28 protein-coding genes are annotated in these 24,573 nt (G+C 64.2%); 17 read left to right on the plus strand and 11 right to left on the minus strand.

Annotated features, from left to right (window positions below; all coding sequences use genetic code 11):
• Positions 1 to 175 precede the first annotated feature (175 nt).
• The 3 genes from AC6I9R_RS17810 (at position 176) to AC6I9R_RS17820 (ending at position 3,295) form a co-directional block, all read left to right on the plus strand.
• The gene (locus AC6I9R_RS17810) at positions 176 to 2,065 is read left to right on the plus strand and encodes a cytochrome c oxidase subunit I (protein ID WP_461427142.1); all 1,890 of its coding nucleotides are present in this window, start codon (positions 176 to 178) and stop codon (positions 2,063 to 2,065) included.
• A 74-nt stretch (positions 2,066 to 2,139) separates the two neighbouring features.
• On the plus strand, positions 2,140 to 2,556 hold the full coding sequence (locus AC6I9R_RS17815; RefSeq protein ID WP_461427141.1) for a VOC family protein: 417 nt from the start codon (positions 2,140 to 2,142) through the stop codon (positions 2,554 to 2,556).
• A 244-nt stretch (positions 2,557 to 2,800) separates the two neighbouring features.
• Positions 2,801 to 3,295: a DUF2244 domain-containing protein gene (locus AC6I9R_RS17820; protein WP_461427140.1), complete on the plus strand. Its 495-nt coding sequence runs from the start codon at positions 2,801 to 2,803 to the stop codon at positions 3,293 to 3,295.
• A gap of 119 nt (positions 3,296 to 3,414) precedes the next feature.
• On the opposite strand, the gene AC6I9R_RS17825 is transcribed toward AC6I9R_RS17820, so the two are convergent.
• On the minus strand, positions 3,415 to 3,873 hold the full coding sequence (locus AC6I9R_RS17825; protein WP_461427139.1) for a GatB/YqeY domain-containing protein: 459 nt from the start codon (positions 3,871 to 3,873) through the stop codon (positions 3,415 to 3,417).
• A gap of 151 nt (positions 3,874 to 4,024) precedes the next feature.
• On the opposite strand from AC6I9R_RS17825, the gene carA reads away from it, so the two are divergent.
• Entirely contained in the window at positions 4,025 to 5,179 is a 1,155-nt protein-coding gene (gene carA / locus AC6I9R_RS17830) for a glutamine-hydrolyzing carbamoyl-phosphate synthase small subunit (protein WP_461427138.1), read from the plus strand.
• Between the two features lie 117 nt (positions 5,180 to 5,296).
• Entirely contained in the window at positions 5,297 to 7,243 is a 1,947-nt protein-coding gene (locus AC6I9R_RS17835; protein ID WP_461427137.1) for a glycosyltransferase, read from the plus strand.
• Here AC6I9R_RS17835 and AC6I9R_RS17840 read toward each other — a convergent pair.
• Positions 7,240 to 7,875: a GntR family transcriptional regulator gene (locus tag AC6I9R_RS17840; RefSeq protein WP_461427136.1), complete on the minus strand. Its 636-nt coding sequence runs from the start codon at positions 7,873 to 7,875 to the stop codon at positions 7,240 to 7,242. The two genes, AC6I9R_RS17835 and AC6I9R_RS17840, sit on opposite strands and share 4 nt — an antisense overlap.
• A 111-nt stretch (positions 7,876 to 7,986) precedes the next feature.
• Here AC6I9R_RS17840 and AC6I9R_RS17845 point away from each other — a divergent pair, with 111 nt between their 5' ends.
• Positions 7,987 to 8,628: a pyrimidine 5'-nucleotidase gene (locus AC6I9R_RS17845; protein WP_461427135.1), complete on the plus strand. Its 642-nt coding sequence runs from the start codon at positions 7,987 to 7,989 to the stop codon at positions 8,626 to 8,628.
• Positions 8,629 to 8,764: 136 nt separating this feature from the next.
• Complete coding sequence (locus tag AC6I9R_RS17850) at positions 8,765 to 9,970, plus strand: UbiH/UbiF family hydroxylase (RefSeq protein WP_461427134.1); 1,206 nt, start codon at positions 8,765 to 8,767, stop codon at positions 9,968 to 9,970.
• A 3-nt stretch (positions 9,971 to 9,973) separates the two neighbouring features.
• Here the strand turns inward: AC6I9R_RS17850 and AC6I9R_RS17855 are convergent, their stop codons facing one another.
• From AC6I9R_RS17855 to AC6I9R_RS17865, 3 genes are read right to left on the minus strand one after another with little or no spacing between them, the layout of a single operon-like run.
• Entirely contained in the window at positions 9,974 to 11,104 is a 1,131-nt protein-coding gene (locus AC6I9R_RS17855; RefSeq protein ID WP_461427133.1) for an aminotransferase class V-fold PLP-dependent enzyme, read from the minus strand.
• 60 nt (positions 11,105 to 11,164) lie between these two features.
• Positions 11,165 to 11,620 (minus strand): Lrp/AsnC family transcriptional regulator, encoded by a 456-nt coding sequence (locus tag AC6I9R_RS17860; protein WP_461427132.1) that lies wholly within the window; start codon positions 11,618 to 11,620, stop codon positions 11,165 to 11,167.
• Positions 11,617 to 12,072: an Lrp/AsnC family transcriptional regulator gene (locus AC6I9R_RS17865; protein WP_461427131.1), complete on the minus strand. Its 456-nt coding sequence runs from the start codon at positions 12,070 to 12,072 to the stop codon at positions 11,617 to 11,619. Before AC6I9R_RS17865 ends, AC6I9R_RS17860 begins: the two co-directional genes overlap by 4 nt.
• A 131-nt stretch (positions 12,073 to 12,203) precedes the next feature.
• Here AC6I9R_RS17865 and ilvC point away from each other — a divergent pair, with 131 nt between their 5' ends.
• The 3 genes from ilvC to AC6I9R_RS17880 all read left to right on the plus strand — a co-directional run bounded on the left by ilvC (position 12,204) and on the right by AC6I9R_RS17880 (position 14,796).
• The gene (gene ilvC / locus AC6I9R_RS17870; protein WP_497862977.1) at positions 12,204 to 13,226 is read left to right on the plus strand and encodes a ketol-acid reductoisomerase; all 1,023 of its coding nucleotides are present in this window, start codon (positions 12,204 to 12,206) and stop codon (positions 13,224 to 13,226) included.
• 96 nt (positions 13,227 to 13,322) lie between these two features.
• The gene (locus tag AC6I9R_RS17875) at positions 13,323 to 13,784 is read left to right on the plus strand and encodes a GyrI-like domain-containing protein (protein WP_461428804.1); all 462 of its coding nucleotides are present in this window, start codon (positions 13,323 to 13,325) and stop codon (positions 13,782 to 13,784) included.
• Between the two features lie 88 nt (positions 13,785 to 13,872).
• Positions 13,873 to 14,796, plus strand: coding sequence for a DMT family transporter (locus tag AC6I9R_RS17880; protein ID WP_461428805.1), 924 nt, complete (start codon positions 13,873 to 13,875; stop codon positions 14,794 to 14,796).
• Here AC6I9R_RS17880 and AC6I9R_RS17885 read toward each other — a convergent pair.
• The 4 genes from AC6I9R_RS17885 to AC6I9R_RS17900 all read right to left on the minus strand — a co-directional run bounded on the left by AC6I9R_RS17885 (position 14,763) and on the right by AC6I9R_RS17900 (position 18,026).
• Positions 14,763 to 15,239: a CAP domain-containing protein gene (locus AC6I9R_RS17885; RefSeq protein WP_461428806.1), complete on the minus strand. Its 477-nt coding sequence runs from the start codon at positions 15,237 to 15,239 to the stop codon at positions 14,763 to 14,765. The genes AC6I9R_RS17880 and AC6I9R_RS17885 overlap by 34 nt on opposite strands.
• A 192-nt stretch (positions 15,240 to 15,431) precedes the next feature.
• Positions 15,432 to 16,775 carry an 8-oxoguanine deaminase gene (locus tag AC6I9R_RS17890; protein ID WP_461428807.1) on the minus strand — a complete coding sequence of 448 codons (1,344 nt, stop codon included), beginning with the start codon at positions 16,773 to 16,775 and terminating at the stop codon, positions 15,432 to 15,434.
• On the minus strand, positions 16,768 to 17,565 hold the full coding sequence (gene hisN / locus AC6I9R_RS17895) for a histidinol-phosphatase (protein ID WP_461428808.1): 798 nt from the start codon (positions 17,563 to 17,565) through the stop codon (positions 16,768 to 16,770). The genes AC6I9R_RS17890 and hisN overlap by 8 nt, the downstream gene beginning before the upstream one ends.
• Before the next feature lie 80 nt (positions 17,566 to 17,645).
• On the minus strand, positions 17,646 to 18,026 hold the full coding sequence (locus tag AC6I9R_RS17900; protein ID WP_461428809.1) for a helix-turn-helix domain-containing protein: 381 nt from the start codon (positions 18,024 to 18,026) through the stop codon (positions 17,646 to 17,648).
• A 212-nt stretch (positions 18,027 to 18,238) separates the two neighbouring features.
• Here AC6I9R_RS17900 and AC6I9R_RS17905 point away from each other — a divergent pair, with 212 nt between their 5' ends.
• Positions 18,239 to 19,207 carry an NADPH:quinone oxidoreductase family protein gene (locus AC6I9R_RS17905; RefSeq protein WP_461428810.1) on the plus strand — a complete coding sequence of 323 codons (969 nt, stop codon included), beginning with the start codon at positions 18,239 to 18,241 and terminating at the stop codon, positions 19,205 to 19,207.
• Positions 19,208 to 19,229: 22 nt separating this feature from the next.
• On the opposite strand, the gene AC6I9R_RS17910 is transcribed toward AC6I9R_RS17905, so the two are convergent.
• Positions 19,230 to 20,084 carry a LysR family transcriptional regulator gene (locus tag AC6I9R_RS17910; protein WP_461428811.1) on the minus strand — a complete coding sequence of 285 codons (855 nt, stop codon included), beginning with the start codon at positions 20,082 to 20,084 and terminating at the stop codon, positions 19,230 to 19,232.
• Positions 20,085 to 20,206: 122 nt separating this feature from the next.
• On the opposite strand from AC6I9R_RS17910, the gene AC6I9R_RS17915 reads away from it, so the two are divergent.
• The 4 genes from AC6I9R_RS17915 (at position 20,207) to AC6I9R_RS17930 (ending at position 22,324) form a co-directional block, all read left to right on the plus strand.
• Positions 20,207 to 20,443 carry a DUF1127 domain-containing protein gene (locus AC6I9R_RS17915; RefSeq protein ID WP_461428812.1) on the plus strand — a complete coding sequence of 79 codons (237 nt, stop codon included), beginning with the start codon at positions 20,207 to 20,209 and terminating at the stop codon, positions 20,441 to 20,443.
• Between the two features lie 145 nt (positions 20,444 to 20,588).
• Positions 20,589 to 21,347, plus strand: coding sequence for a Bax inhibitor-1/YccA family protein (locus tag AC6I9R_RS17920; protein ID WP_461428813.1), 759 nt, complete (start codon positions 20,589 to 20,591; stop codon positions 21,345 to 21,347).
• A 186-nt stretch (positions 21,348 to 21,533) separates the two neighbouring features.
• The gene (gene rpmG, locus AC6I9R_RS17925) at positions 21,534 to 21,701 is read left to right on the plus strand and encodes a 50S ribosomal protein L33 (protein WP_068362429.1); all 168 of its coding nucleotides are present in this window, start codon (positions 21,534 to 21,536) and stop codon (positions 21,699 to 21,701) included.
• A gap of 119 nt (positions 21,702 to 21,820) precedes the next feature.
• Positions 21,821 to 22,324 (plus strand): GNAT family N-acetyltransferase, encoded by a 504-nt coding sequence (locus tag AC6I9R_RS17930; RefSeq protein WP_461428814.1) that lies wholly within the window; start codon positions 21,821 to 21,823, stop codon positions 22,322 to 22,324.
• 82 nt (positions 22,325 to 22,406) lie between these two features.
• On the opposite strand, the gene AC6I9R_RS17935 is transcribed toward AC6I9R_RS17930, so the two are convergent.
• A complete protein-coding gene (locus AC6I9R_RS17935) occupies positions 22,407 to 22,640 on the minus strand; it encodes a hypothetical protein (RefSeq protein ID WP_461428815.1) in 234 nt (77 codons plus the stop codon).
• Between the two features lie 160 nt (positions 22,641 to 22,800).
• On the opposite strand from AC6I9R_RS17935, the gene gatC reads away from it, so the two are divergent.
• Positions 22,801 to 23,088 carry an Asp-tRNA(Asn)/Glu-tRNA(Gln) amidotransferase subunit GatC gene (gene gatC, locus AC6I9R_RS17940; RefSeq protein ID WP_461428816.1) on the plus strand — a complete coding sequence of 96 codons (288 nt, stop codon included), beginning with the start codon at positions 22,801 to 22,803 and terminating at the stop codon, positions 23,086 to 23,088.
• Entirely contained in the window at positions 23,088 to 24,572 is a 1,485-nt protein-coding gene (gatA, locus tag AC6I9R_RS17945; protein WP_461428817.1) for an Asp-tRNA(Asn)/Glu-tRNA(Gln) amidotransferase subunit GatA, read from the plus strand. Before gatC ends, gatA begins: the two co-directional genes overlap by 1 nt.
• Position 24,573 lies beyond the last annotated feature (1 nt).

Below are 24,573 nucleotides of genomic sequence, written 5' to 3' on the forward strand. Positions count from 1 at the left end.
CGCCCCGGAGCTGCGCCAATTTTACCCACCATGAAACTCACATCAGCGCGAGATGTCGCGTTGCTCTGTGCCCCGTGGCGCACTACACCCCTTTCAGGACAGAGATTTTCGGCGCCGGATTCCGGGGTCGTGCGTGCATCAAGACGCGCATCAAAGACGCGAACAGGAGACGACCATGGCAGACGCCACCCTTACCGGGCATGACGGTCACGACGACCGCGGGTTCTTCACCCGCTGGTTCATGTCGACCAACCACAAAGACATCGGCATCCTCTATTTGTTCACCGCAGGCCTCGTCGGTCTGATCTCGGTGGCCTTCACCGTTTACATGCGGATGGAGCTGATGGAGCCCGGCGTTCAGTACATGTACGACGCCTTCGTGGGCTCCGCCGACGGCGTCACCGCGATGTTCGCCCGCCTGTCCGAGGCGCTTGCCGCCGCCGGGGGCGGCACCAACGCCTTCGCGGATCAACTTGCCACGATGGAAGGCGATATCCTGGCCTCGGCAAGCGGCGATGTCATTGAAATCACGGGCGGTTTGCGCGCCGACGTGGTCGCTGGCTTTGAAACCATGCTGGCCACCGCCAACCCGGCAGAGGCCCAGGCCCTCCTGGGCACGATGGACCAGCTCGACGGTAACCCCGATGGGCACCTGTGGAACGTGATGATCACGGGCCACGGCGTCCTAATGATGTTCTTTGTCGTCATCCCCGCGCTTTTCGGTGGCTTCGGCAACTACTTCATGCCGCTGATGATCGGCGCACCGGACATGGCGTTCCCGCGCCTCAACAACCTGTCCTACTGGATGTATGTCGCAGGCACCTGCCTCGCCTTCTGCTCGGTCTTCATCGACGGCGGCGCGGGCCCGGGGTGGACGTTCTATCCGCCGATCTCGGCCCAGGGGGTTGAGACCTCCCGCGCCGTGGACTTCGCGATTTTTGCTGTCCACGTCTCGGGCGCCTCATCGATCCTCGGCTCGATCAACTTCATCACCACGTTCCTCAACATGCGCGCGCCGGGCATGACGCTGCACAAAGTGCCGCTCTTTGCCTGGTCGGTGTTCGTGACCGCCTGGCTGCTTCTGTTGTCCCTGCCCGTTCTGGCAGGCGCCATCACCATGCTGCTGACGGACCGGAACTTCGGCACGACCTTCTTCGACCCGGCGGGCGGCGGTGACCCGATCCTGTTCCAGCACATCTTCTGGTTCTTCGGCCACCCCGAGGTCTACATCGTGATCCTGCCCGCCTTCGGCGTGATCTCCCACATCGTGGCGACCTTCTCCAAGAAGCCGATCTTCGGCTACCTGCCGATGGTCTACGCGCTGGTGGCGATCGGTGGTCTGGGCTTCGTCGTCTGGGCGCACCACATGTACACGGTGGGCATGACGCTGACGCAGCAGGCCTACTTCATGGTGGCCACGATGGTGATCGCGGTGCCCACGGGCATCAAGATTTTCTCCTGGGTGGCGACGATGTGGATGGGATCCATCAGCTTCAAGACGCCCATGATGTTCGCCATCGGCTTCATCTTCCTCTTCACGCTTGGCGGCACGACGGGCATCATCCTGTCCCAGGCCGGTGTGGACCGCGCCTATCACGACACCTACTACGTCGTGGCGCACTTCCACTATGTGATGAGCCTCGGCGCCGTCTTCGGCATCTTCGCCGCGGTCTACTACTGGATTGGCAAGATGTCGGGCCGCCAATACCCCGAATGGGCAGGCCAGCTGCACTTCTGGGTGTTCTTCATCGGCACCAACATCACCTTCTTCCCGCAGCACTTCCTGGGCCGCCAGGGCATGCCGCGCCGCTATATCGACTACCCCGATGCCTTCGCGCTCTGGAACTATGTGTCGTCGATCGGTGCGTTCATCTCTTTCGCGTCGTTCCTCTTCTTCATCGGCGTGGTGTTCTACACCCTGCGCGCCGGTGCCCGCGTGACCGAGCCCGCCTATTGGGGCGAGCATGCGGACACGCTGGAGTGGACCCTGCCCAACCCGCCGCCGGAGCACACGTTTGAAGAGCTGCCGACCCGCGACATGTGGGACAAGCAGCCGGGCCACTAACCGCCCGACATCTCCGAAGGGCGCCCCAACCGGGCGCCCTTTTTCCATTGCAGACCTGCCGGGAATTCGCCGCCATGAAACTGGAATTTCACCACATCAACTTCGTCTCGAAGGACGTGGACGGGATGCATGACTTCTACACCGATGTGCTGGGGCTGGCGGATATTCCCTCTGAGAACTTCCCCCGCACAGAGGCCACGGAGGACGCAGGGTTCAACGGCAAGATCCGCTTCGCGACCGATGGCGCGATGCAGATGCATCTGGCCGAGCGTGATCTGAACGTCGCCTTCCGCAACGGCAAAACGATCAACCCCGTAGACCGGGGCCACATCGCCTTTCGCACCGACGACATCGCCGCCTTCCTGGCCCTGCTCGACGCCCGCGGCATCCCCTATTCTGACTATGGCACCGCCTTCGCGGCGGAATGGCATCAGGTGTTTTTCCACGACCCCGAGGGCAATGTGATCGAGGTACACCAGCAGGTCGGCTGAGGGCGCGCCTTGTGCCGCCGCAGGGATGTCGCCGCCTGACGGCGTCGACCAAGTGGGGGGCTAGCCCCCCCTGCGACTTTTCCAAAGAAAAAGGTCACATTCCCCCCCAGAGTTTCCCTGGCAAGATGAAGGGGAGCCCTTTTGGCAAGGGATTGGCGCTACGGCCACCCTCTGCGGCGGTCCGTCCCTTGTCGGATGGGTGCAGCGCTTTATCCTGCAGGATGAGAAAGTTCCGAGACGCCCGATGCCGATAACCCAAGCCGATCCCTTTACCACCCCACGTGGCACGCCGCGCCTGTCGCTGCGTTTGACGCCGTATAAATCCCTCACGCCGGAGGGCTTCGTGTGGTTTATTGCGGTCACGGCGGGTCTGATCTCGCTGCCGCTGTTCTCGATCCTGGGAACGTCGGTGTTCTGGGCGCTTTTGCCGTTTCTGGTGGCCGCGATCTGGGGGGTCTGGGCGGCGCTGCGGCGGTCGTGGCGGGACATGGATCTTTACGAGGACGTGATGATCTGGGACGATCTGATCCGGGTGGAGCGCCACGAGCGCAAGCGCGCGCCCAAGGATTGGGAGGCCAACCCCTATTGGGTGCGCATGGTGCTGCACGACAAGGGCGGGCCAGTGCCGAATTACCTGACGCTGCAGGGCGGCCCGCGCGAGGTGGAATTGGGCGCCTTCCTGACGCCGCCCGAGCGGGTTGAGTTGAAGCGCTTGCTGGACCGTAATCTCAGGGTGTGAGGTAGGCAGAGGGCGCGGGTGGGTAGGTTAACAAACCCTTAACAAAAAAGGGAATGTGCTTTTTTATCAACAGGTTGAGTAGGGTGCTCAAGCTTGAGCACCCCCCGATCATAGCAGATTCAGCCCAGTCGATCTTTCACCAGCGGCCCGACGGTGCCGAAATCCATCCGGCCTGCATATTTGCCCTTCAGCGCGCCCATCACCCGGCCCATATCGCGGATGCTGCTCGCACCCGCCTCGGCAATCGCCGCGTCGACGGCCTTGGCGACCTCCTCCTCGGACAGCTGGCGGGGAAGGAACTCTTCGATGACGGCGATTTCCGCCTGCTCCTGCTCGGCCAACTCCAGGCGCCCGCCCTCTTCATAGACGCGCGCGCTTTCCTGGCGCTGCTTGACCATCTTGGCCATGATCGCGAGGACTTCAGCCTCGTCCACGCCGTCGGCGTTGCCCTTGGCCCGGGCGGCGATATCCTGGTCTTTCACGGCAGCATTGATCAGCCGCAGCGTCGACAGACGCACGGTATCCTTCTCGCGCATCGCGCCTTTGATGCCTTCGGTGATTTTCGTTCGCAAGCCCATGGTCGCACCCCATGTTTGAATGGTTCAAGCGGCCTAGGTAAGCGATCAGCGGGTTTGCAACAAGGTGTAGCTTGACCGCGGGACCGCCCCCCCCTACACCACCAAAAGTTTGCCCACGCGCCCGTCCCTGCCTCAACCCGGAGCCGTCCCCATGTCAGATCACCCCACCGCCTGCCTCGTCCTCGCCGATGGCACCATCTTCTACGGAAAAGGATTTGGCGCGACGGGCATGCGCGTGGCCGAGCTGTGCTTCAACACGGCGATGACCGGCTATCAAGAGATCATGACTGACCCGTCCTACGCAGGCCAGATCGTGACCTTCACCTTCCCCCACATCGGCAACACCGGCACCAACACCGACGACGACGAGACGGCAGATCCGGTGGCCGAGGGGATGGTGGTGAAGTGGGACGTGACCGAGCCGTCGAACTGGCGCGCCCAGGCGCATCTGGTGGATTGGCTGGCGCGCACGGGCCGGGTCGGCATCGGCGGCATCGACACGCGGCGGCTGACGCGCGAAATCCGCCAGCAGGGCGCGCCCCACGTGGCGCTGGCCCATGACCCCGAGGGCAACTTCGATATCGAGGCGATGGTGAAGGCCGCTCGCGAGTTCAACGGGTTGGAGGGCGTGGACCTGGCCAAGGACGTCACCTGCGCCCAGTCCTACCGCTGGGATGAGATGCGGTGGGCCTGGCCCGAGGGCTACACCCGGCGCGAAGGTCCCGCCCCCAAGGTCGTGGCCTTGGATTACGGCGCGAAACGCAACATCCTGCGGTGCCTCGCCAGCGCGGGCATGGACGTCACGGTCATGCCCGCGACGACCACCGCGGAAGAGGTTTTGGCCCAGTCGCCTGACGGGGTTTTCCTGTCCAACGGCCCGGGTGACCCTGCAGCCACCGGCGAATACGCCGTGCCTATGATCAAGGGCGTTCTGGAGGCCGAGATCCCTGTCTTCGGCATCTGCCTCGGCCACCAGATGCTGGCCCTGGCGCTTGGCGCAAAGACCGTGAAGATGAACCACGGCCACCATGGCGCCAACCATCCGGTCAAGGATCAGACCACGGGCAAGGTCGAGATCACCTCGATGAACCACGGCTTCACGGTCGATAGCCAAAGCCTGCCCGCCGGCGTGACGGAAACTCACGTCAGCCTGTTTGACGGCTCCAACTGTGGCATCGCGGTCGAGGGAAAACCGATCTTTTCGGTCCAACACCACCCCGAGGCCAGCCCCGGCCCGCAGGACAGCTTCTACCTGTTCGAGCGTTTTGCGGACGCCGTGAAGCAGCGCACAAAAACAACCGCTTAAGCACCCTCGGCCACCGCGTTGCGCCGCCCGTTTACGATTTCTTAACCTGTTCCGTCGAAAGCTGAGGGGGCGCGTTTTGCGCCCGCCTGGAAGGGCAGACGGAAGGAATTGTAACACGTGGACGGGGACCCTCCGCACGTCACCCGGCCCGAGTGGGCCCCCACGACCGAGCCTTTGGAGCCGGGCGCGCCGTCGGCGCGGCCGCATGTTGTCGACGCCCCGTCAAAACCGCCCCGGAATGAAGCCAAGGAACTGAGCCGCTTGTTGCTGATGCGCGGCCTCGTCACGGCACCGCAGATGCGGGACGCGGAAAAGGCCCTGCGCGGGACGCCTTTGTCTTTGGGGCAGGTCCTGACCACGCGGGGCGCGGTCAGCGAGGCAGAGCTTCTGTCTGCGCTGGCACAGATCTACAGCGTCGGGATTGCCGATCTTTCAAGCGACCGGCCTGACGTGTCCCTGGCCCCGCTTTTGCCCGCCCGCGCCGCTATCACGGCAGAGGCGGTGATCTGGAAGCGCGCGGGATCGGCCCTCGTGATTGCGACCGCGCGGCCCGACCGCTGCCAGGCCCTGCGCGCACTATTGCCTGACGGCCAGCGCATCGTGACGGTTCTGGCGTCGCGCAATCAGATTACCGAGGCGCACCGCAGGCTCTACGGCGCGGATCTGGCCCGCGAAGCTGAAGGCCGGGCCCCCGAACGCCACTCCTGCAGGTCATGGCGCGGCGGCGCCTTGGGCCGCTGCATCATCGCCGTCGCCGTGATCGCGTTGTTCACGGCGCTCTTGGCCCCCATCGTGCTGGCCAAGGCCTTGTTTGGAATCGCGATTGTGGTGTTCACCGCAAACTGCATCCTGAAGTTCGCGGCCTTCGCGCAATCCCTGCGCGGCGCGGCAGAGCCGCCGCCAGACCCCAGGGCAGAGGCGCACATTCTGCATAAGCCCACCGTCTCGATCATCGTGCCGCTCTTTCGCGAGCCCGAGGTCGCGGGCGCGCTGGTGGATCGCCTGCGCCGGATCGACTACCCACGCGAGCGGCTGGACCTGATCCTCGCGGTGGAAGAGGCTGACCCCCTCACCCTAGAGGCCCTGCAAGCAGGTAGCTTGCCGCCCTGGATGCGCGCGGTGATCGTGCCCACGGGCAGCCCGCAGACCAAACCGCGCGCGCTCAACTACGTGCTGAACTACGCGCGCGGCGACATTGTCGGCATCTATGATGCCGAGGACAGGCCTGAACCGGACCAGATCCACCGCGTCGTCCAACGCTTTTCCGAGGTCCCGCCCGACGTCGCCTGCCTGCAGGGGCGGCTCGATTATTACAACGCCCGCCATAATTGGCTGAGCCGCATGTTCACCGTGGAATATGCGGCGTGGTTTCGCGTGCTTCTGCCGGGAGTGCAGCGCATGGGCCTTGTGGTGCCGCTGGGTGGCACAACCCTTTTCCTGCGCCGCAACGTGTTGGAGGCCGTCGGCGCCTGGGACGCCCACAACGTGACCGAGGACGCCGAATTGGGCCTTCGGCTGGCCCGCGCCGGGTACCAGACCGAGATTGTCGAAACCACGACCTTTGAAGAGGCGAACGCCGCCGCGCTGCCCTGGATCAAACAACGCTCGCGGTGGTTGAAGGGGTATCTGATGACCTGGGGCGCTGCGATGCGCCGCCCCCGGGTCTTGCTGAATGAGTTGGGCGCCTGGCGCTTTTTCTGGTTGCAGATCCAGTTCGGCGGCGCTGTCCTCGGCTTTCTGACTGCCCCGTTGCTGTGGAGCTTCATGCTCAAGCCCTTCGGTGTCTGGCACCCCCTCGACACGGTGATGTCGCCTTTCGCCTATGGGCTTCTGGCGATGGTCATGTTGACCGGGCTCTTCGGGTCCATCGCCATTTCGCTTTACGCCTGTCGCGCCAAGCACCTGCGCCATTTGCGCCCGATCTCGCCACTGGTGGAGCCCTATTATCTGTTCGGCACCATCGCCGCCTGGATCGGATTGTTCGAGCTGATGGCAAAGCCGTTCTTCTGGGCCAAGACCGCCCATGGCCGCTATGGCGCAGCCCAGATCGAGCGGGAGGACTAGCTTCGCTGCGCTTCTTCGCGCAGTCGCACCTTGAAGGCCGTCGAAAGATGCGACTTCAAGGCGTCGGCCGCCCGGTCGCCGTCGCGCGCGGCAATCGCATCGACGATCGCCGCATGTTCGGCCATCGCGTCCTCACCCCGCCCCGCCGCCGCCAGCGACGTGCGTGCCATCAGCGCCATGGAGCGATAGACAAGGTCCAGCTGCTGGACCAGGAAACGGTTGTGGGAGGCCAGGTGGATCTGGTGATGGAAACGTCGGTTGGCGCGTGCGAGCGCTTCGGGGTCGCCCAGAAGGGCGCGGTCCTGCGCCACCATATCGTGGAGCACGGCGATCTCTTCGGTGGCTGCGTGCTGAGCGGCCAGCCGCGCGGCAAGGCCCTCTAGCTCCTGACGCACAGCGTAAAGCTCAGCCATCTGCGCATGATCGAGCGAGGCCACGATCAACGACCGCCCGTCGCGCGTCAGAAGCGATTGCGTCTCCAGCCGCTGCAACGCCTCGCGGATCGGCGTGCGGCTGACGCCGAACCTGTCGGCCAGTTCACTCTCTACCAGTCGGGACCCGGGGCGATAGACGCCGCCGTCGATGGCCTCCAGGATCATTGCATAAGCGTCTTTTTGCGCCACATCCGTCATCGCGAAATCGTCCCCTTAACAAGGACATGGACGCTAAGGGGCGGCCCGGGGCCTGTCTAGGGGCGTCTCTAGGGGATTGCGCGTCTGCACGAGGCGTCATACCCCACACCTATGGCTCAACTGACTGACATAGAAACCTGGGTGTTCGACCTCGACAACACGCTTTACCCGCCGCAGATGGCGTTGTTTCCGCAGGTGAATGCGAAGATGGCGGCCTATGTGCGCGACATGCTCGGCGTGTCCCAGGCCGAGGCTGACGCGCTGCGCCACGACTATTACACCGAGCACGGCACCACGCTGGCAGGCCTCATGGTGCACCACGATATTGACCCCGACCCCTACCTTGTCGCCGTTCATGATATTGATTTCACGGTTCTTTCGCCGGACCCGGATCTTGCAGCCGCGATCAAGGCGCTGCCCGGTCGCAAGATCATCTACACCAACGGCACCGCGCCCTATGCCGAGGCCGTGACAGCGGCGCGCGGGCTCAGCGGGCTATTCGACGCAATCTACGGCGTGGAACACGCCGATTATCACCCCAAACCCTCCGCCGAGGCCTTCCACACGGTCTTTGGCAAGGAGGCCCTTACCCCGACCCGCGCGGCGATGTTCGAGGATGAGGCCCGCAACCTGCGCGTCCCCAATGCCCTGGGCCTCACCACGGTGCATGTGGCACCCGAGCCTGCGCAGGACGACCACATCCACCACGGCACGCAAGATCTGACGCAGTTCCTGCAACGCCTGCCGCTCTGATGGCCGCTGGCCACGTGCGCGCGGGGCGATGGGCGCGGCGGGTGGGTGGGCGGGGCCGCGTCCATCGCCCCTGCAACATCTGCCCCGAGACAGAACGTCGCTTTCCCCCTGGCCTGGCGCGACATACATCTCTCCCATGACTGACGTTCAAGACACCGATATTTTCGTCTCCGGCGGCGGCGTCGCGGGCCTGGCGGCCACAATCGCCTTTGCCCAGGCCGGATCTTCCGTGGTCTGCGCCGATCCCGCCCCGCCGATCACCGCGCGTGACGTGGCGGGCGCCGATCTGCGCACCACCGCGTTCCTGCAACCGGCCCAGGCGTTTCTCGCCAAGATCGGCCTCTGGCCTGCCTTCGCGCCCCATGCCACGCCGTTGCAGGTCATGCGCATCGTCGATGCGGGCGGCGATTTGCCCGAGCCGCGGGCCTCGCACGACTTCAACGCCGCCGACATCTCGGACCTGCCGTTTGGCTGGAACCTGCCCAACTGGCTGTTGCGCCGCGAAATGGTGGCCCACATCGCCACGCTTCCCGGCGCCACCTTTCTTCCCGGCACCGGCACGGCGCACGTCCTGACCCGCCAGAAAGAGGCCCGCGTGACATTAACCGACGGCCAGCGCCTGCGCGCCAAACTGATCATCGCTGCCGATGGCCGCGCCTCTCCGGTGCGCGAGGCGGTCGGTATTCCCGTCACCACCACGCGCTATGGCCAGAAGGCGCTGGCCTTCGCTGTGACCCACGCCGCGCCGCACGACAACATTTCGACCGAGGTGCATCGCACCGGGGGGCCGTTCACGCTGGTGCCCTTGCCGGATCACGAGGGAAAGCCCTGTTCCGCGATTGTCTGGATGGATCGCGGACCCGAGATTGCGCGGCTGGCCGCCTTGCCTGAACCCGCGTTCGAGGCGGAAATGACGGAACGTTCCGCCGGCCTCTACGGTCCCTTGACCCTGGCCTCGCGCCGTACCGTGTGGCCGATCATCAGCCAGATCGCCGAGCGTATGGTCGGTGAGCGCACCGCGTTGGTTGCAGAGGCCGCCCATGTGGTCCCGCCCATCGGCGCGCAGGGGCTGAACATGAGCCTTGCCGACATCGCAACCCTTTTGGAGATCACCTCCAAACACCCACAGGACCCCGGCGCCGCAGCGGGGCTGGAGCGCTATGCCCGCGCCCGCCACCTTGAAATCAAGGCGCGGGTCACGGGTGTGGACGCGCTCAACCGCGCCTCCATGGCCGACGCGCAGGGGCTTCGCGACATGCGGTTGCGGGCGCTGAATGGGCTTTATTCCGTCGCCCCCGTCCGCCGCGTTTTGATGCGGGCGGGCCTGGGGGCCACGGGGTAGGCCCTAGCCGAAGACCTCGTCAATCGGACCTTGCAGGCGCGACAGCGCCGCGTCGACGTCATAGAGTTTGTCGAGCCCGAAGAGGCCCAGGCGGAAGGTCATGAAATCGGCGGGCTCGTCCACCTGCAGGGGCACGCCCGCCGCGATCTGCATGCCGAGGGCAGCGAATTTGGCGCCGGATTTGATCTCTGGATCCGTGGTGTAGGACACGACAACGCCGGGCGCACCGAAGCCCTCGGCAGCGACCGATTGCACGCCTTTTGCCTTGAGCATCGCACGGACGCCATTACCGAGCGCCCATTGGGCGTCCTTGAGCTTCTCGAACCCATAATCGCGGGTCTCCAGCATTGTGTCGCGGAACACGCGGAGCGCGTCGGTGGGCATCGTGGCGAGGTAGGCGTGGCCGCCGTTCTCATAGGCCAGCATGATCTTGTGCCAGGCCTTCAGGTCGCCCGCGAAGGAGTTCGAAGTGGTTTCCTCCATCCGCGCGACGGCGCGGTCCGACATCATCACCAGACCCGCGCAGGGTTGCGCAGACCAGCCCTTTTGCGGGGCGGAGATCAGCACATCGACGCCGGTATCCTTCATGTCGACCCAGGCGCAGCCGGACGCGATGCAGTCGAGGACCATCAGCGCGCCAACCTCGTGGGCGGCCTCGGATAAAGCCTTGATATAGGCGTCGGGCAGGATCACGCCGGCGGAGGTCTCCACATGGGGGGCGAAAACGATGCCGGGCTTGGCGTCGCGGATCTTGGCGGTGACCTCGTCGATCGGCGCGGGCGCATAGGGGGATTGCGACGCGTTGCCCTGGGGCCGCGCTTTCATGACCGTCACATCGCCCGCAAACCCGCCCGCGTCGAGGATCTGCGACCAGCGGAAGGAGAACCAGCCGTTGCGCACCACAAGCACGTCTTCGTTTTGGGCGAACTGACGCGCGACAGCCTCCATACCGAAGGAACCGCCGCCGGGCACAAGGGCCACGTGGTCGGCGGCATAGACCTCTTTCAACATCGACGAGACGTCGGTCATCACCGCGCGGAAACTGGCGGACATGTGGTTGAGGGAGCGGTCGGTAAAGACGACCGAATATTCCAGCAGGCCGTCGGGATCGATGGTGTCGAGCAAAGCGTTCATGGCATGTTTCCTCTTGCTGCCGTCTGGTTAAGGCGCGGGTGCGGGCGCTTCAAGCCAAGGTTATAGCGGGCCGGGGCGTTGTTCCTCGGACAAAAGCACGTTGGCCTCTACATTTCCGACGCTTGGCAGTGTCATGATCCGGCGGCGCAGGACCCGTTCGAAATCCGCTAGATCGCGGGCGACGACGCGCAGGCGGTAGTCGTAGAGGCCGAGGACATGTTCGACCGTTTGCACCTCGGGGATGGCGGTGATGGCGCGTTCGAAATCCTCCAAGCTGACGCGGGATTTGGTGGCGAGTTTGACGCCCAGAAAGACGGTCACGCCAAAGCCCAATGCCGCGGCGTCTAGGTCGAGGCGGCGGCCCGCGATGATCCCCGCCTCCGTCAGCCGTCTGATCCGGCGCCAAGCCGCGGGTTGGCTGAGGTCCACGCGGCGGCCTATCTCGGAGGCCTTCAGCGTCGCATCCTGGGACAGGAGTTTGAGGATCGCGTGGTCTTTGGCGTCAAGCTCGGTCACAGCGGGTAGCTCGTGGAGTTTTTGATCGTGGCGACCTGCATCAGCGCCTCGATATCGGCCATATGGGGCAGCGTCAGGATGGCGTTGCGGTAGACCTGCTGGTAGGCGGCGAGGTCACGGGCGATGACCTTGAGGCGCGCGTCAACGCGACCGAGGAAGGTCTGGATCTCGATGACTTCGGGCACCTCGCGGGCGGCGGCGAGGAATTCATCGAAGGCGCGGGGGTTGGTTTTGTCCAAAGTGATGCGCAGCGAGACCTCCACTTCAAACCCAAGGGCGCGCCAGTCAATCACAGCGCGCTGGCCGCGCAGAACGCCGCTGGCCTGGAGGCGTTCGAGGCGCTTGTAGGTGCTCGCCAGCGGCACGCGGGCGGCCTCGGCCAGGTCACCGATGGCTTGCGAGGGGTCGGCCTGAAGGTGGCGAAGGATGCGCCTGTCAGTGTCGTCGAGCATGTATATTTACCCCAACGGATAATGACGCATGAAATTCTCATATAGAGGCGAAATTTCTCCGAAGTAAACGGCGAAATCTCACGGTGGCTGGCCTACACAGCGGTCAGAATTCAATTCGAAGGGAGAAAGACATGCGCGTTTACTACGATCGCGATTGCGATGTGAACCTGATCAAGGACATGAAAGTGGCGATTTTGGGCTATGGCAGCCAGGGCCACGCCCACGCGCTGAACCTGCGTGACAGCGGTGCCAAGAACGTCGTCGTCGCCCTGCGCGAGGGCTCTGCGTCGAAGGCGAAGGCCGAGGGCGAAGGCCTGCAGGTCATGGAAATCGCCGAGGCCGCGGCCTGGGCCGACCTGATCATGTTCACCATGCCCGATGAACTGCAGGCCGAAACTTACAAGAAGTACGTCAAGGACAACATCCGCGACGGCGCGGCGATTGCCTTTGCCCACGGCCTCAACGTGCACTTCGGCCTGATCGAGGCCTCCGACAAGGTCGACGTCATCATGATGGCACCCAAGGGCCCCGGCCACACGGTGCGCGGCGAATACACCAAAGGTGGCGGCGTGCCCTGCCTGGTGGCGGTCCACAACGACGCGTCGGGCAAGGCTTTGGAAATCGGCCTGTCCTATTGCTCCGCCATCGGCGGCGGCCGCTCGGGCATCATCGAGACGAACTTCCGTGAGGAATGCGAAACCGACCTGTTCGGGGAGCAGGCGGTTCTGTGTGGTGGCCTCGTTGAGCTGATCCGCATGGGCTTTGAGACGCTGGTGGAAGCCGGTTACGCGCCAGAGATGGCCTACTTCGAGTGCCTGCACGAGGTGAAGCTGATCGTGGACCTGATCTACGAGGGCGGCATTGCGAACATGAACTACTCGATCTCCAACACCGCCGAGTACGGCGAGTATGTCTCCGGCCCCCGCATCCTGCCCTACGACGAGACCAAGGCGCGGATGAAAGCGGTTCTGCGCGACATCCAGACCGGCGCGTTTGTGCGGGACTTCATGCAGGAAAACGCCGCGGGTCAGCCCTACTTCAAAGGCACCCGCCGCCTGAACGACGAGCATCAGATCGAGCAAGTGGGTGAGACCCTGCGCGGCATGATGCCTTGGATCTCTGCCGGGAAGATGGTCGACAAAGCCAAGAACTAAGCGCCCTCTCAAGCGCTAAGCGGAAGGCAGGCCCATCGCGGCCTGCCTTTTTCGTTCAATCTAGGGTAGAATGGGCGGCGCAAAAGGAGCAACGCCATGGACTTCACCCGCAAAACCCTGCCCGCCCAATCCTACATCTACGTGGACCGCGAATGCCCCTACGGCCCCGAAATCGCGGAGGCCATGGGATCGGCCTTCGGGGAGGTCTTTGGCTTCGTCGGGCAGGCAGCCATCACGCCCCTATCCATGCCAATGTCGGTCTACACCGGGATGGACCCGAAAATCCTGCGCTTCAGGGGCGGCGTGATCGTCTCGGCGGAGGATGCCGCCAAAGCCTCGGGCGCGATCAAATCTGACACCCTTGCCGAAGGCGACGTCATGCATGTCATCCACAAGGGCGCCTATGACACCATGAACCTGACCCACAAAGCGCTTTGGGATCACATGGAGACCGAAGGCATCCCCGGCACGATGCCGGTCTGGGAGATCTACGTCGACGATCCCGGTGACACCGCGCCCGAGGATCTGCGGACCGAGATCTACTGTAGTATCGGCTAGATCATCGCCCGTGGTTGACGCTCCGCCTTGAGCGGGCCAAGTCATGGGGCATGAATGATTTTTTCAGCCCCCCGGTCATGGAACGCCCATGACCGCCGCCTCCCCCACCAGCCCCGGCCTGACGAATTGGCTGCTGATCATCAGCCTCGGGGTGATCTGGGGCACCGTGTTCATGGGCACGTCGCTGGCGCTTGAAGGGATCAGCATCTGGTGGGTGGCCGCCGGGCGGCTGGCGGTGGCGGCGGCGTTTCTGCTTCCGCTTGGGGCGCTCATGGGGCAAGGCCTAGGGACCATCAGGGGCGCGCGGGCCTGGGGGTTCTCGACCGTGATCGGGGTCGGCGCCTATGCGCTGCCGATGACGCTGCTGGCCTGGGGGCTGACCTATGTGCCCTCGGCCTTTGCGGGCGTCGCGATGGGGGCCATCCCGCTGATGGTGCTGCCGCTGGTGGCGATCTTTTCGCGTGAGGAAGGGATCGGCCCGCGGCGGATCATCGGCGTCTGCTTGGGCTTTATCGGCTTGGTTCTGCTGGTTGGTCCCGGCGCGCTGGAGGACGGGACGCTGACGGGGCGTCTGGCCTGCATCGGCGGCGCGGCCTGCTATGCGGCGGGCTCTATTATGACCCGGCGCGCACCGAAAATGCCGCCCGTGGCCTTTGCCGGGGCGACGCTTTTGATGGGTGCGGTGGCGATGGTGCCCCTGGCCTGGGTCATCGACGGGCCGCCGCACGTCACCCAAGCCTCTGCCGCTTGGGCGCTACTCTATACGGCCATTTTCCCCACGGCATTGGCGGCGATCCTGCGGGTGCGCGTGATCACCACGGCAGGGTCGCTGTTCATGTCGTTCACCAGCTACATGATCCCGGTCTGGGCGGTCCTTTTGGGCGTCACCTTGATGGGCGAGTCCCTACCGCCGCAGCTTTTCTGGGCGCTCGGGCTGATCCTGGCGGGCATCGGCATCAGCCAATCCCGCACGCTCCTTCAGCAACTGCGCCCAAGGACGAGGACGGAGTAGCCGCCGGCGCGCGCGAAGCCGAACTGCGTGGCCTCCACCGCCAAGATGTTACGGCGATGGCCGCTGGAGCCCATCCAATCCTCAAACACCTCTGCCGTGTTGGCTTGGCCAGCGGCGATGTTTTCGGCTGCGAAGCACGCCGAATATCCGGATGCGCGCACGCGCGACGTCAAGGTCGATCCGTTCGATCCGGTGTGGGACAGGTTGCCTGATTGGGCCATGTCATCGACATGGGCCTGGGCGGCCGCCTGCAACGCGGCGGAATGGCCGAGGGGCCGGGCCAAGCCTTGCTGTGCCCGCAGGGCCGACAGGCGCGTGCCCACCGCGGCGATGTCGACACTTTCGCCAAGGCTGAGGCGTTGGACGCCGCCTACGCCGGTCGGAGAACAGGCCGCCAGCGCCAGGGACAGGGCCAAGAGCCCACTTGCAAGATGGAACTTCATGGTCCCGATCCTTTTTGGTTTTTGCTCGATGTGCGAGAGCATGCCTGAGCCGGGCCGCCGCTTCAAGTGGGGCAGATCGCGCGGGATTTGGGTTGTGGATAAGACTGTGGATATAAATTGAATAGATTGGGAAAATGGAAGCATCCCAGGCGAGTAAAGGTACTCCAACCTCCCATGATCGCAAAAAGGCAATCAGCCTGCCTCAGCAAGTCCCCGCGCAAGGTCGCGTTGGCGCGCGATGTGCGGCGCCAGATCCAGCGATGCCATCCGACCGTCCCGGACCACAATTCGGCCCTCCACGATGAGGTCCCGCACCCGGCGCGGGCCAGCCAAGAGCAATGCGGCAGGGTCCCAACTGCCCGCCGTCTCCACCCCCGACATGTCCCAGATCGCCAGGTCCGCGCGGAACCCCGGTGCGATCTGCCCAAGCTCTGCCCCGCGTCCCAAGACCTGCGCCCCGCCTCGCGTGGCAATGCGCAACGCCTCGCGAGCAGACATGGCATCGGGTCCACGGGCGACCCGCTGTAACAGAAGCGTCTGGCGGGCCTCGTCAATCAACGATCCCGCGTCATTCGAGGCTGATCCATCGACGCCCAAACCGAGCTTCACCCCCGCATCCCGCATCGCGCGGACCGGTGCGATGCCCGACGCGAGGCGGCAGTTGGAGCAGGGACAATGGGCGACCCCGGTGCCGGAACGTGCGAACAGATCAATCTCCGCCCCGTCCAGCTTCACGCAATGGGCGTGCCAGACATCGTCGCCGGTCCAGCCCAGGTCCTCGGCGTATTGCCCGGGGCGGCAGCCGAACTTTTCCAGGGAATAGGCGATGTCCTCGTCATTCTCGGCCAGATGGGTATGCAGCATCACGCCCTTGTCGCGGGCCAGGATCGCGGCATCGCGCATCAGCTCGCGGCTGACGGAAAAGGGCGAACATGGGGCCACGCCGACCCGGCACATCGACGCCGGGGATGGATCGTGGAAGGCGTCGATCACCCGCAGGCAGTCCTCCAGGATCGCCGCCTCATCCTCGACCAGCGCATCGGGCGGCAGGCCGCCGTCCGAGACGCCGATGGACATTGCGCCGCGCGTGGGGTGGAACCGCAGGCCCACCTGCGCAGCGGCAGCGATGGAATCGTCCAATCGGGACCCGTTGGGGAACAGGTACATGTGATCGGAAGAGGTCGTGCAGCCCGACAGGGCCAGTTCCGCCAGACCGATCACGGCCGAGGTCTCCATATGGTCCGGGGTGAACCGCGACCAGATGGGGTAGAGCGTTTGCAGCCAGCCAAAGAGCGCGGCGTCTTGCGCGCCGGGCACTGCACGGGTGAGCGTCTGGAACAGGTGGTGATGGGTGTTCACAAGGCCTGGCGTCACCAGGCAGTCGCTGCAATCAAGCGACGGCGCGCCCGTCGCAAGCCCTTTCCCCACCTCAACAATCTGCCCATCCCGCAGAAGGATATCCACATCGCTAAGCTCAGTGCCCGCGTCATCCATCGTCAGGCAATGGGAGACATTGCGCAGGACCAGATCAGCCATCCAGAGCCTCTCTTACCAAAGCCATCGCCTCCGCGTGCAACGCGGCCGAGGCCGCCGCGATGACGCGCCCCCCCTCGTGGACCGACCCGCCTTCCCAATCGGTGATGACGCCGCCCGCTGCCTGGATCAGCCCCACCGGCGCCGCGATATCATAGCTTTGCAAACCCGCTTCAATCACCAGATCGATCTGACCCGCTGCCAGCAGGGCGTAGGCATAGCAATCGCAGCCATAACGGGTGAGTTGCACGCGGTCGCGCACGGCATCGAACGCCAGCCGCTCGGCTGCGGAGCCCACCTCGGGGAACGTGGTGAACAAAGTGGCCTCGGCCAGTGACGTCGCCGGGGACACAGCCAAAGGCTTCTGCCCAAGTGGCCCCGAAACCTGCGCGCGTCCAAAGCCGCCCTCAAACCGCTCGCCGATGTAGGGTTGGTCGATGATACTGTAGACGGGGCCGTCGGCGGTGCAGAGCGCGATCAACACGCCCCAGGTCGGCGTGCCAGAGACGAAGCCGCGCGTGCCATCGATGGGGTCCAGCACCCAGGTCAGGCCACTGGTGCCCGGCTGCGCGCCCTCTTCCTCGCCCAAAATCGCGTCGTCGGGGCGTCGTTCGGCCAAAATCGCCCGCATCGCCGCCTCTGACGCGCGGTCAGCGACGGTCACGGGGTCATAGCTGTCCGCTTCTTTGGAGGTCGTCCCCAAGGCCGCTTGCCGGAAATGCGGCAAGATCGCCGCGCGGGCGGCGTCTGCCATGGCGTGGGCCGTGTCCATCAACGCTTCTTGATCCACCATCACGGCCCCTCCCGATCCATTCCGGATCGGGCGTGACACGCCGCGCGCGCGCGCGTCAAGGGCGTGAAGTGCGCGGAGGCTCAGGCGGCGGCGTCCGAAAGTACCCGCGCCAGATCGAACAGGCGACGGCGCTGGTTTTCAGGGATCGCGTAATACGAGCGGACCAGTTCCAGCGCTTCACGGTCTGCCAGAAGATCGCCGGGCAAGGCCGTTCCGGGGGCGCTTTCAGCGGCTTCTTCCTCTTGACCCATACCCTCGAAGAAATAGGCCACCGGCACCTCCAGCGCCTCGCCGATATCCCACAGGCGCGAGGCCGAGACGCGGTTCATCCCGGTCTCATACTTCTGGATCTGTTGGAACTTGATACCGACGCTTTCAGCCAGTTGTTGCTGGGTCCGACCGACCATCCACCGACGATGACGGATGCGTTTGCCAACATGTACGTCCACGGGGTGTGTCATGGGCGCCTCCCTTTCAAAAGGGCGATGATCGTTGCTTCTGGGGCCGTCGGTTCAAAGCGCGATTGTCTGAGGATCACGCCGTCTTACGTAGCTTAGGGTAGTACGGGACCATAGCAGTTCAATGGCAGGTTGTGTGAAAAAGTGCAGGCATCTGGCGGCGCGGCACACAACCCGTTAGGACCATGGGACATTCTCTGCGACAGGAGGCGGACATGCGCGCATTTGTGGTACGCGAACACGGGGTGCCCCCGAAGGTTGAGGACGTGGCCGACCCCACGCCCGGGCCCGGCCAGGTGCGCATCCGCATCCATGCCTGCGGCGTCAACTTTGGCGATCTTTTGATCGTGAAAGGCACCTATCAGGACATTCCCGCCCTGCCCTTCACCTTGGGTATGGAGATTGCCGGCGTGGTGGAAGCGTTGGGCGACGGCGTCACGTCACCCGCCATTGGCACCCGCGTTGCCGTGTTCGAGGGCGCAGGCGGAATGGCGGAGGCGGGCGTTTTCTCGGCCGCGCGCTGCGTGGAGATCCCCGACACGATGCCGTTTGAGGAAGCGGCGGGGTTCATTGTTGCCTACGGAACCTCTCACCTGGCCCTGACGGACCGCGCGCGCTTGCAGAAGGGCGAGCGCTTGTTGGTCCTGGGGGCTGCGGGCGGTGTCGGACTGACGGCTGTTGAATTGGGCGCCGCGATGGGGGCCGAGGTGATCGCCGTTGCGCGCGGGGCCGACAAGCTGGCCGTCGCCAAGGCAGCGGGCGCGCCCCATGTGCTGGATAGCGACACGGTAGACCTGCGCGCCGAGGTAAAGGCGCTTGGCGGCGCGGATGTGGTCTATGACGCGGTTGGCGGCGACGGATTCAAGGCGGCGATGCGCGCCACGAACCCCGGTGGGCGGATCATTGTGATCGGGTTTGCCAGCGGCGACGTTCCGCAAATCCCCGCCAATCATCTGTTGGTCAAGAACGTCGACGCGATTGGGTTCTACTGGGGCGGCTACCTGAAATGGGCGCCCGAGCGGTTGGCCGCGAGCCTTGGCGCGCTGATGGACATGTATGAAGCCGGGCAACTGTCGCCGCATATCGGTGCGACGCGTCCCCTGGCCGAGGCTGCCGATGCGTTGGAGCTTTTGCGGTCCCGCAACGTGGCGGGCAAGGTCGTCGTGACGATGGGGGACGGGTAGACCCGGGCCGTTGCGCGTTCCTTCAGATCGCGTGATAGGCCTGCCGGATCAGCCCCACCAAGGCGTCCACCGGCTCGGACCGCGACAGGTCTGAGCGGTACATGTTGATGCGAATACGCGGCAAGCTTGGCAGGGCGCCGTTGTGCTGGATCATGGTGGTGTAGGGCGATTCCGTGCCCTCGATCACCGCATGCACGGCCAGATCGGCGCTGACCGAGGCCTCGACGGTGCGAATCGAATCCGCCTCTACCGCGATCTCCCACGACACCCCGGCGGCATCCAGCGCGGACAAGGCCGGGCCGCGAAAGATGCAGGCGTCTTCCAATGCCAAACGAAGCGGGCGTTGCTTCCAGATCTGTCCGTCCTGGGCCCCAACCCAGACCATGGGACGCTCCAGAAGGGTCTCGCCGCCCCGGTCCACGTCTTCTTCGGTGGTCAGGATCACGTCGACCTCTCCCCGCTCAAACGCGGCCTTGAGGTTGATTGTCCCCATCGACAAAAGCTGCACCCGCATCCGGGGATATGCCTTGTTGAAGCGTTGCAGAACCTCGGGGATGGCGGGGTAGACGACGTCATGGGGCACGCCGAGCAGGATCTCGCCCTCATATTCCTTGGCCGTCAGACGGCCCAGAACCTCGTCATTCAGCTCCAGCATGCGGCGCGCGTATCCCAGCATTTGCTCGCCCGCGCCGGTCAGGAGCAACTTGCGTGTCGTACGGTCAAAGAGTGCCACATCCAACGCTTCCTCCAGGCGCTTGAGCTGCATCGAGACGGCCGATTGCGTCAGGTTCAAAAAGCCCGAGGCTTTGGTGACGCCACCGGCGTCCACAACTGTCACGAACGCCCGCAAGGAGGTGAGATCAAGGTTCCGCGCCATCCATCAATTCCCGTGATGATATTCTTCAAGAACATTCACTATCAAAATGTGAAGCACTCGTCCATATATCACGTATCGGAATGACGAAGAGCATATTCGTCACAAAATCGAAAGGAAACGCCATGGCTCATCTGCCCCTCTCCCGCCCCCACCAGGCACCTCTCTCCCGTGTCGTGGCGACCTGCGCTCCCAAGGTCGAACTGACGCTGTTGCAGCGCATTTTCGGGGTTTGGCGCCAGCGCCAGCACCTTGATCGCCTGCCCGCGCACATGCGCCGCGACATCGGGTTGAGCGATGCTGAAATCGCCCATGAAGTGCAGCGCCCGATCTGGGATGTGCCGCAAACCTGGCGGTACTAGGCGACCAAAAGACCCTTCATAGGAAAAAACTATCGACCCTCGCAGCACCTGCGGGGGGTCGTTTGCTTGAAAAAGGCCCCAACCTACCCGATATTCCTACGCAAGAGGTCCGATCACCGGACCCAACAGTTATTTGGAGGTTCCCATGGCTGAATATCAGACGATGCGTTCCCAAGGCATGGCCGGCTCCGCCGCGGAGATCGACCAAGGCCTTCGGGCCCACATGAACAAGGTCTACGGCACGATGTCTGTCGGCCTGTTGATCACATTCCTTGCAGCTTGGGCAATCGGGTCAAACCCGATGCTGCTGCAATACCTGAACGACCCCGTCACGTTCCAACCCACGATCCTGGGCTGGATCGCGATGTTTGCACCCCTTGGCATGATCTTCGCGTTCGGCGCGGTCATCACCAAGGCCTCGGCCGCCGCGGCGCAGACGTTCTTCTACGCCTTCGCCGCCGTGATGGGCATCTCGATCGCCTACATCTTCGCGGTCTACACCGGCGCGTCGATCGTGCAGGCCTTCCTGGTCACGTCCGTCGCCTTCGCGGGTCTCAGCCTTTGGGGCTACACGACCGGCAAGGACATCTCTGGTTGGGGCGCGTTCCTGATCATGGGTTTGATCGGTGGCATCGTGTTGATGCTGGTCTCCTTCGCCATGTCGGCGATCTGGGGCATCGTGATCCCCGGCTTTGATCTGGCGCTTTCGGCGCTGCTTCTGTTGGTGTTCGCGGGTCTCACCGCCTACCACACGCAGATGATCAAGCAGGACTACGTGGATCACGCACAGCACGGCGACAGCGAGTGGCTGGCGAAGTCCGCGATCATGGGCGCGCTGAACCTCTACATGTCGTTCATCAACATGTTCCTGATCATCCTCAGCTTCCTGGGCAACCGCGAGTAAGCTGACGGAAACACACTTCCGGAAGGGCCGCCGATGCGCGGCCCTTTTTCGTTTAGGACAGCGCATTCCCCCGCACTGCGCATTTGAGTGTTGACTCCCCCCATGGCCGGGGTACAAGGCCCGCTCAACCACCGAACACTGCGTGAGCGGCACCAGCCCTCCGCCCCGACACTAAGGAGCCTCTCCATGGCGAAGCCAACCACGATCAAAATCCGTCTCAACTCGTCCGCGGGCACGGGTCACTTCTACGTGGCCAAAAAGAACGCGCGTACGATGACCGAGAAAATGGTGGTCCGAAAGTATGACCCCGTGGTGCGCAAGCATGTCGAGTACAAAGAAGGCAAGATCAAGTAAGTCTTCTTCGAACCAACAGACATCCAGGGCCGCGCCGAGCAATCGACGCGGCCCTTTTTCTTTGTCCGCAAGCGTCCCACGACGCGGAAGACAGCCAAGGCCAATGGAAGGATCTCGCAATGGTGCATGAAATGACGATACGGGCCACGAACACGGGCGATCTGGGCCGTGTGGATGCTCTGCTAGAGGCGAGCTACCCGGTACTTCTCAAGCCCCATTACGCGCCTTCCGTCCTGGTCACATGCCTGCCGCTGATCACCCGGGCGCAACCGGCGTTGTTGCGGTCCGGCACCTACTACATTGCCGAGGATGAGGACGGCCCGCTGGCGGCGGGCGGCTGGACCCACGGCGCGCCGCAAGGGGGTGTGGGCCCCCGCGACGTTGGGCATATCCGCCACGTCGTCACCCATCCCAAGGCCCTGCGCCGGGGGCTGGCGCGGGCGCTTTTGGAGCGGAGTTTCCGGGCCGCGCGCACCTCGGGCGTGCGCTGGATGATGTGCCAATCGACCCTCACGGCCGAGCCCTTCTATGCCACCATGGGCTTCCAGCGGCGCGGCGAGATCGACATCCGCCTTCGCCCCGGGATCAGCTTTCCTGCGGTCGAAATGATCCGGGCTTTGTGAGGCCAAGGTGGGATGACAAAGGCCTCGGTGGAATGATCCATCGAGGCCGGGTGCGGTGCGCTTTGACGTTTAGTGAAGGCGTCTATTCAGCAGGATGCATCTGCGGGGCCGAGGCCGCGCGGGGCCGCGTCAGCAGGCTGATAACCACCGCAAGAACGCCGGTGGCAGCCACGCCGATGTAGAGGTACGTCGGGAAGCTCACGCCCATGTTGATGAGTTGCGGCAGAAGAAGGAAATGAACCAAAAGGTAGGACACCGTTCCAGACAGCAACACGCGGGCCAGATCTCGCAAATCGATTTCAGATTTCGGTGTCATTTCGGTCCCATTTCTTGGCTGTGACCCAGACCGAATGCCCCCGCAATCGGACCAAACTGGGGCAAGGATGTGAAAATCGTGGGAAAGGCCCGCGCGCTGCGCTTGCGACACCCCGCACGCCCTAGTAAACCGCCCATGATTTCACGAGAGGATTTGGCCGATGTCCATCGATGTTGCGACCGCCGCAAAGGTCGCCAAGCTTGCCCGCATCAAGGTTGAAGACGACGCCCTGCCCGCCCTGGCGCAGGAGTTCAACGCGATCCTGGGGTTCATCGAACAGCTTGAGGAAGTGGACGTCGACGGCGTGGAGCCCATGGTCTCGGTCACGCCGATGGCCCTGCCCCGGCGCGCGGATGAGGTGACGGACGGCAGCCAGCAGGCCCGCGTCCTGTCCAACGCGCCGGATGCGCGCGAAGGCTTCTTCTCGGTCCCGAAGGTGGTGGAATAATGTCTAATTTGAACACCTTGACCATCGCCGCCGCCCGCGACGCCCTCCGCAATGGAGAGGTGACCTCGGTCGAGCTGACCCAGGCCTGCCTCAGCGCGATTGACGGCGCGGATGCCTTGGGCGCCTTCGCGCACAAAACACCGGAACTGGCGCTGGAGCGCGCCGCCGCCGCCGATGCGCGGATCGCCGAAGGCGAGGCGCCGGATATGTGCGGCATCCCCGTGGGCATCAAGGATTTGTTCTGTACCGAGGGCGTGGCCTCACAGGCGGCGTCGAAGATCCTCGAAGGCTTCACCCCGGAGTACGAATCCACCGTCTCGGGCAAATTGCGCGATGCGGGTGCGGTGATGCTCGGCAAGCTGAACATGGATGAATTCGCCATGGGCTCGTCGAACGAGACCTCTGTTTATGGCAACGCGGTCAACCCTTGGCGCGCGGGCAATTCCGATGCGGCGCTGACGCCGGGTGGATCCTCGGGCGGGTCGGCCACGGCGGTCGCCGCCGACTTGTGCCTGGCCGCAACGGGCACGGACACCGGCGGATCGATCCGCCAGCCTGCGGCCTTCACCGGGACCGTGGGCCTAAAGCCCACCTACGGGCGCTGTTCGCGCTGGGGCATCGTGGCCTTTGCCTCGTCGCTGGATCAGGCGGGCCCGATGACCAAAACGGTGCGCGATGCGGCGATCATGGGCCGCGCGATGATGGGCTATGACGCCAAAGACAGCACCTCGGCCAACCGCGACGTGCCGGATTTCGAGGCCATGCTGACCGGCGACATTCGCGGCAAAGTCATCGGTATTCCCAAGGAGTACCGGATGGACGGGATGCCCGACGAGATCGAGCAGCTGTGGTCTGAGGGCACCGCGATGCTGCGCGACGCGGGCGCTGAGATCCGGGATATCACCCTGCCCCACACCAAATACGCCCTGCCCGCCTACTACGTGATTGCGCCGGCCGAGGCGTCCTCGAACCTCGCGCGCTATGACGGCGTGCGGTTTGGCTACCGCGCCAAGATGGCGCCGGGCGATGGCATCACCGAGATGTATGAGAAGACCCGCGCGGAAGGCTTCGGCGCGGAAGTTCAGCGCCGCGTCATGATCGGCACCTATGTGCTGTCCGCCGGCTTCTACGACGCCTACTACAACCGCGCCCGCCGGGTGCGCGCGCTGATCAAGCGCGATTTCGATGTGGTCTTTGCCGACGGCGTCGACGCGATCCTGACCCCCGCCACCCCAAGTGCTGCGTTCGAATTGGGCAAAGAGGTCAGCGACCCGGTGGAAATGTACCTCAACGACGTGTTCACCGTGACGGTGAACCTCGCGGGTCTGCCCGGCATTGCGGTGCCCACGGGCGTTGACGCGACGGGCCTGCCCCTTGGACTGCAGTTGATTGGCAAGCCCTGGGAAGAGGGCGAATTGCTGAACACCGCCTACGCGTTGGAGAACGCGGCAGGCTTTGTGGAAAAGCCCGCGCGTTGGTGGTAAG

The organism is Gymnodinialimonas sp., from assembly GCF_059726805.1.

Excerpts from the sequence above, each read along its gene's own strand:
- ilvC (WP_497862977.1), top strand. The coding sequence starts at position 12,204 with ATGCGCGTTTACTACGATCGCGATTGCGATGTGAACCTGATCAAGGAC.
- AC6I9R_RS17815 (WP_461427141.1), top strand. The coding sequence starts at position 2,140 with ATGAAACTGGAATTTCACCACATCAACTTCGTCTCGAAGGACGTGGAC.
- AC6I9R_RS17900 (WP_461428809.1), bottom strand. The coding sequence starts at position 18,026 with ATGACACACCCCGTGGACGTACATGTTGGCAAACGCATCCGTCATCGT.
- AC6I9R_RS17880 (WP_461428805.1), top strand. The coding sequence starts at position 13,873 with ATGACCGCCGCCTCCCCCACCAGCCCCGGCCTGACGAATTGGCTGCTG.
- AC6I9R_RS17850 (WP_461427134.1), top strand. The coding sequence starts at position 8,765 with ATGACTGACGTTCAAGACACCGATATTTTCGTCTCCGGCGGCGGCGTC.
- AC6I9R_RS17855 (WP_461427133.1), bottom strand. The coding sequence starts at position 11,104 with ATGAACGCTTTGCTCGACACCATCGATCCCGACGGCCTGCTGGAATAT.
- AC6I9R_RS17910 (WP_461428811.1), bottom strand. The coding sequence starts at position 20,084 with ATGGCGCGGAACCTTGATCTCACCTCCTTGCGGGCGTTCGTGACAGTT.
- AC6I9R_RS17915 (WP_461428812.1), top strand. The coding sequence starts at position 20,207 with ATGGCTCATCTGCCCCTCTCCCGCCCCCACCAGGCACCTCTCTCCCGT.
- AC6I9R_RS17845 (WP_461427135.1), top strand. The coding sequence starts at position 7,987 with ATGGCTCAACTGACTGACATAGAAACCTGGGTGTTCGACCTCGACAAC.
- hisN (WP_461428808.1), bottom strand. The coding sequence starts at position 17,565 with ATGGTGGATCAAGAAGCGTTGATGGACACGGCCCACGCCATGGCAGAC.
- AC6I9R_RS17865 (WP_461427131.1), bottom strand. The coding sequence starts at position 12,072 with ATGCTCGACGACACTGACAGGCGCATCCTTCGCCACCTTCAGGCCGAC.
- AC6I9R_RS17905 (WP_461428810.1), top strand. The coding sequence starts at position 18,239 with ATGCGCGCATTTGTGGTACGCGAACACGGGGTGCCCCCGAAGGTTGAG.
- carA (WP_461427138.1), top strand. The coding sequence starts at position 4,025 with ATGTCAGATCACCCCACCGCCTGCCTCGTCCTCGCCGATGGCACCATC.
- AC6I9R_RS17920 (WP_461428813.1), top strand. The coding sequence starts at position 20,589 with ATGGCTGAATATCAGACGATGCGTTCCCAAGGCATGGCCGGCTCCGCC.
- rpmG (WP_068362429.1), top strand. The coding sequence starts at position 21,534 with ATGGCGAAGCCAACCACGATCAAAATCCGTCTCAACTCGTCCGCGGGC.
- AC6I9R_RS17875 (WP_461428804.1), top strand. The coding sequence starts at position 13,323 with ATGGACTTCACCCGCAAAACCCTGCCCGCCCAATCCTACATCTACGTG.
- AC6I9R_RS17930 (WP_461428814.1), top strand. The coding sequence starts at position 21,821 with ATGGTGCATGAAATGACGATACGGGCCACGAACACGGGCGATCTGGGC.
- gatC (WP_461428816.1), top strand. The coding sequence starts at position 22,801 with ATGTCCATCGATGTTGCGACCGCCGCAAAGGTCGCCAAGCTTGCCCGC.
- AC6I9R_RS17840 (WP_461427136.1), bottom strand. The coding sequence starts at position 7,875 with ATGACGGATGTGGCGCAAAAAGACGCTTATGCAATGATCCTGGAGGCC.
- AC6I9R_RS17935 (WP_461428815.1), bottom strand. The coding sequence starts at position 22,640 with ATGACACCGAAATCTGAAATCGATTTGCGAGATCTGGCCCGCGTGTTG.
- AC6I9R_RS17810 (WP_461427142.1), top strand. The coding sequence starts at position 176 with ATGGCAGACGCCACCCTTACCGGGCATGACGGTCACGACGACCGCGGG.
- AC6I9R_RS17890 (WP_461428807.1), bottom strand. The coding sequence starts at position 16,775 with ATGGCTGATCTGGTCCTGCGCAATGTCTCCCATTGCCTGACGATGGAT.
- AC6I9R_RS17885 (WP_461428806.1), bottom strand. The coding sequence starts at position 15,239 with ATGAAGTTCCATCTTGCAAGTGGGCTCTTGGCCCTGTCCCTGGCGCTG.
- AC6I9R_RS17820 (WP_461427140.1), top strand. The coding sequence starts at position 2,801 with ATGCCGATAACCCAAGCCGATCCCTTTACCACCCCACGTGGCACGCCG.
- gatA (WP_461428817.1), top strand. The coding sequence starts at position 23,088 with ATGTCTAATTTGAACACCTTGACCATCGCCGCCGCCCGCGACGCCCTC.
- AC6I9R_RS17825 (WP_461427139.1), bottom strand. The coding sequence starts at position 3,873 with ATGGGCTTGCGAACGAAAATCACCGAAGGCATCAAAGGCGCGATGCGC.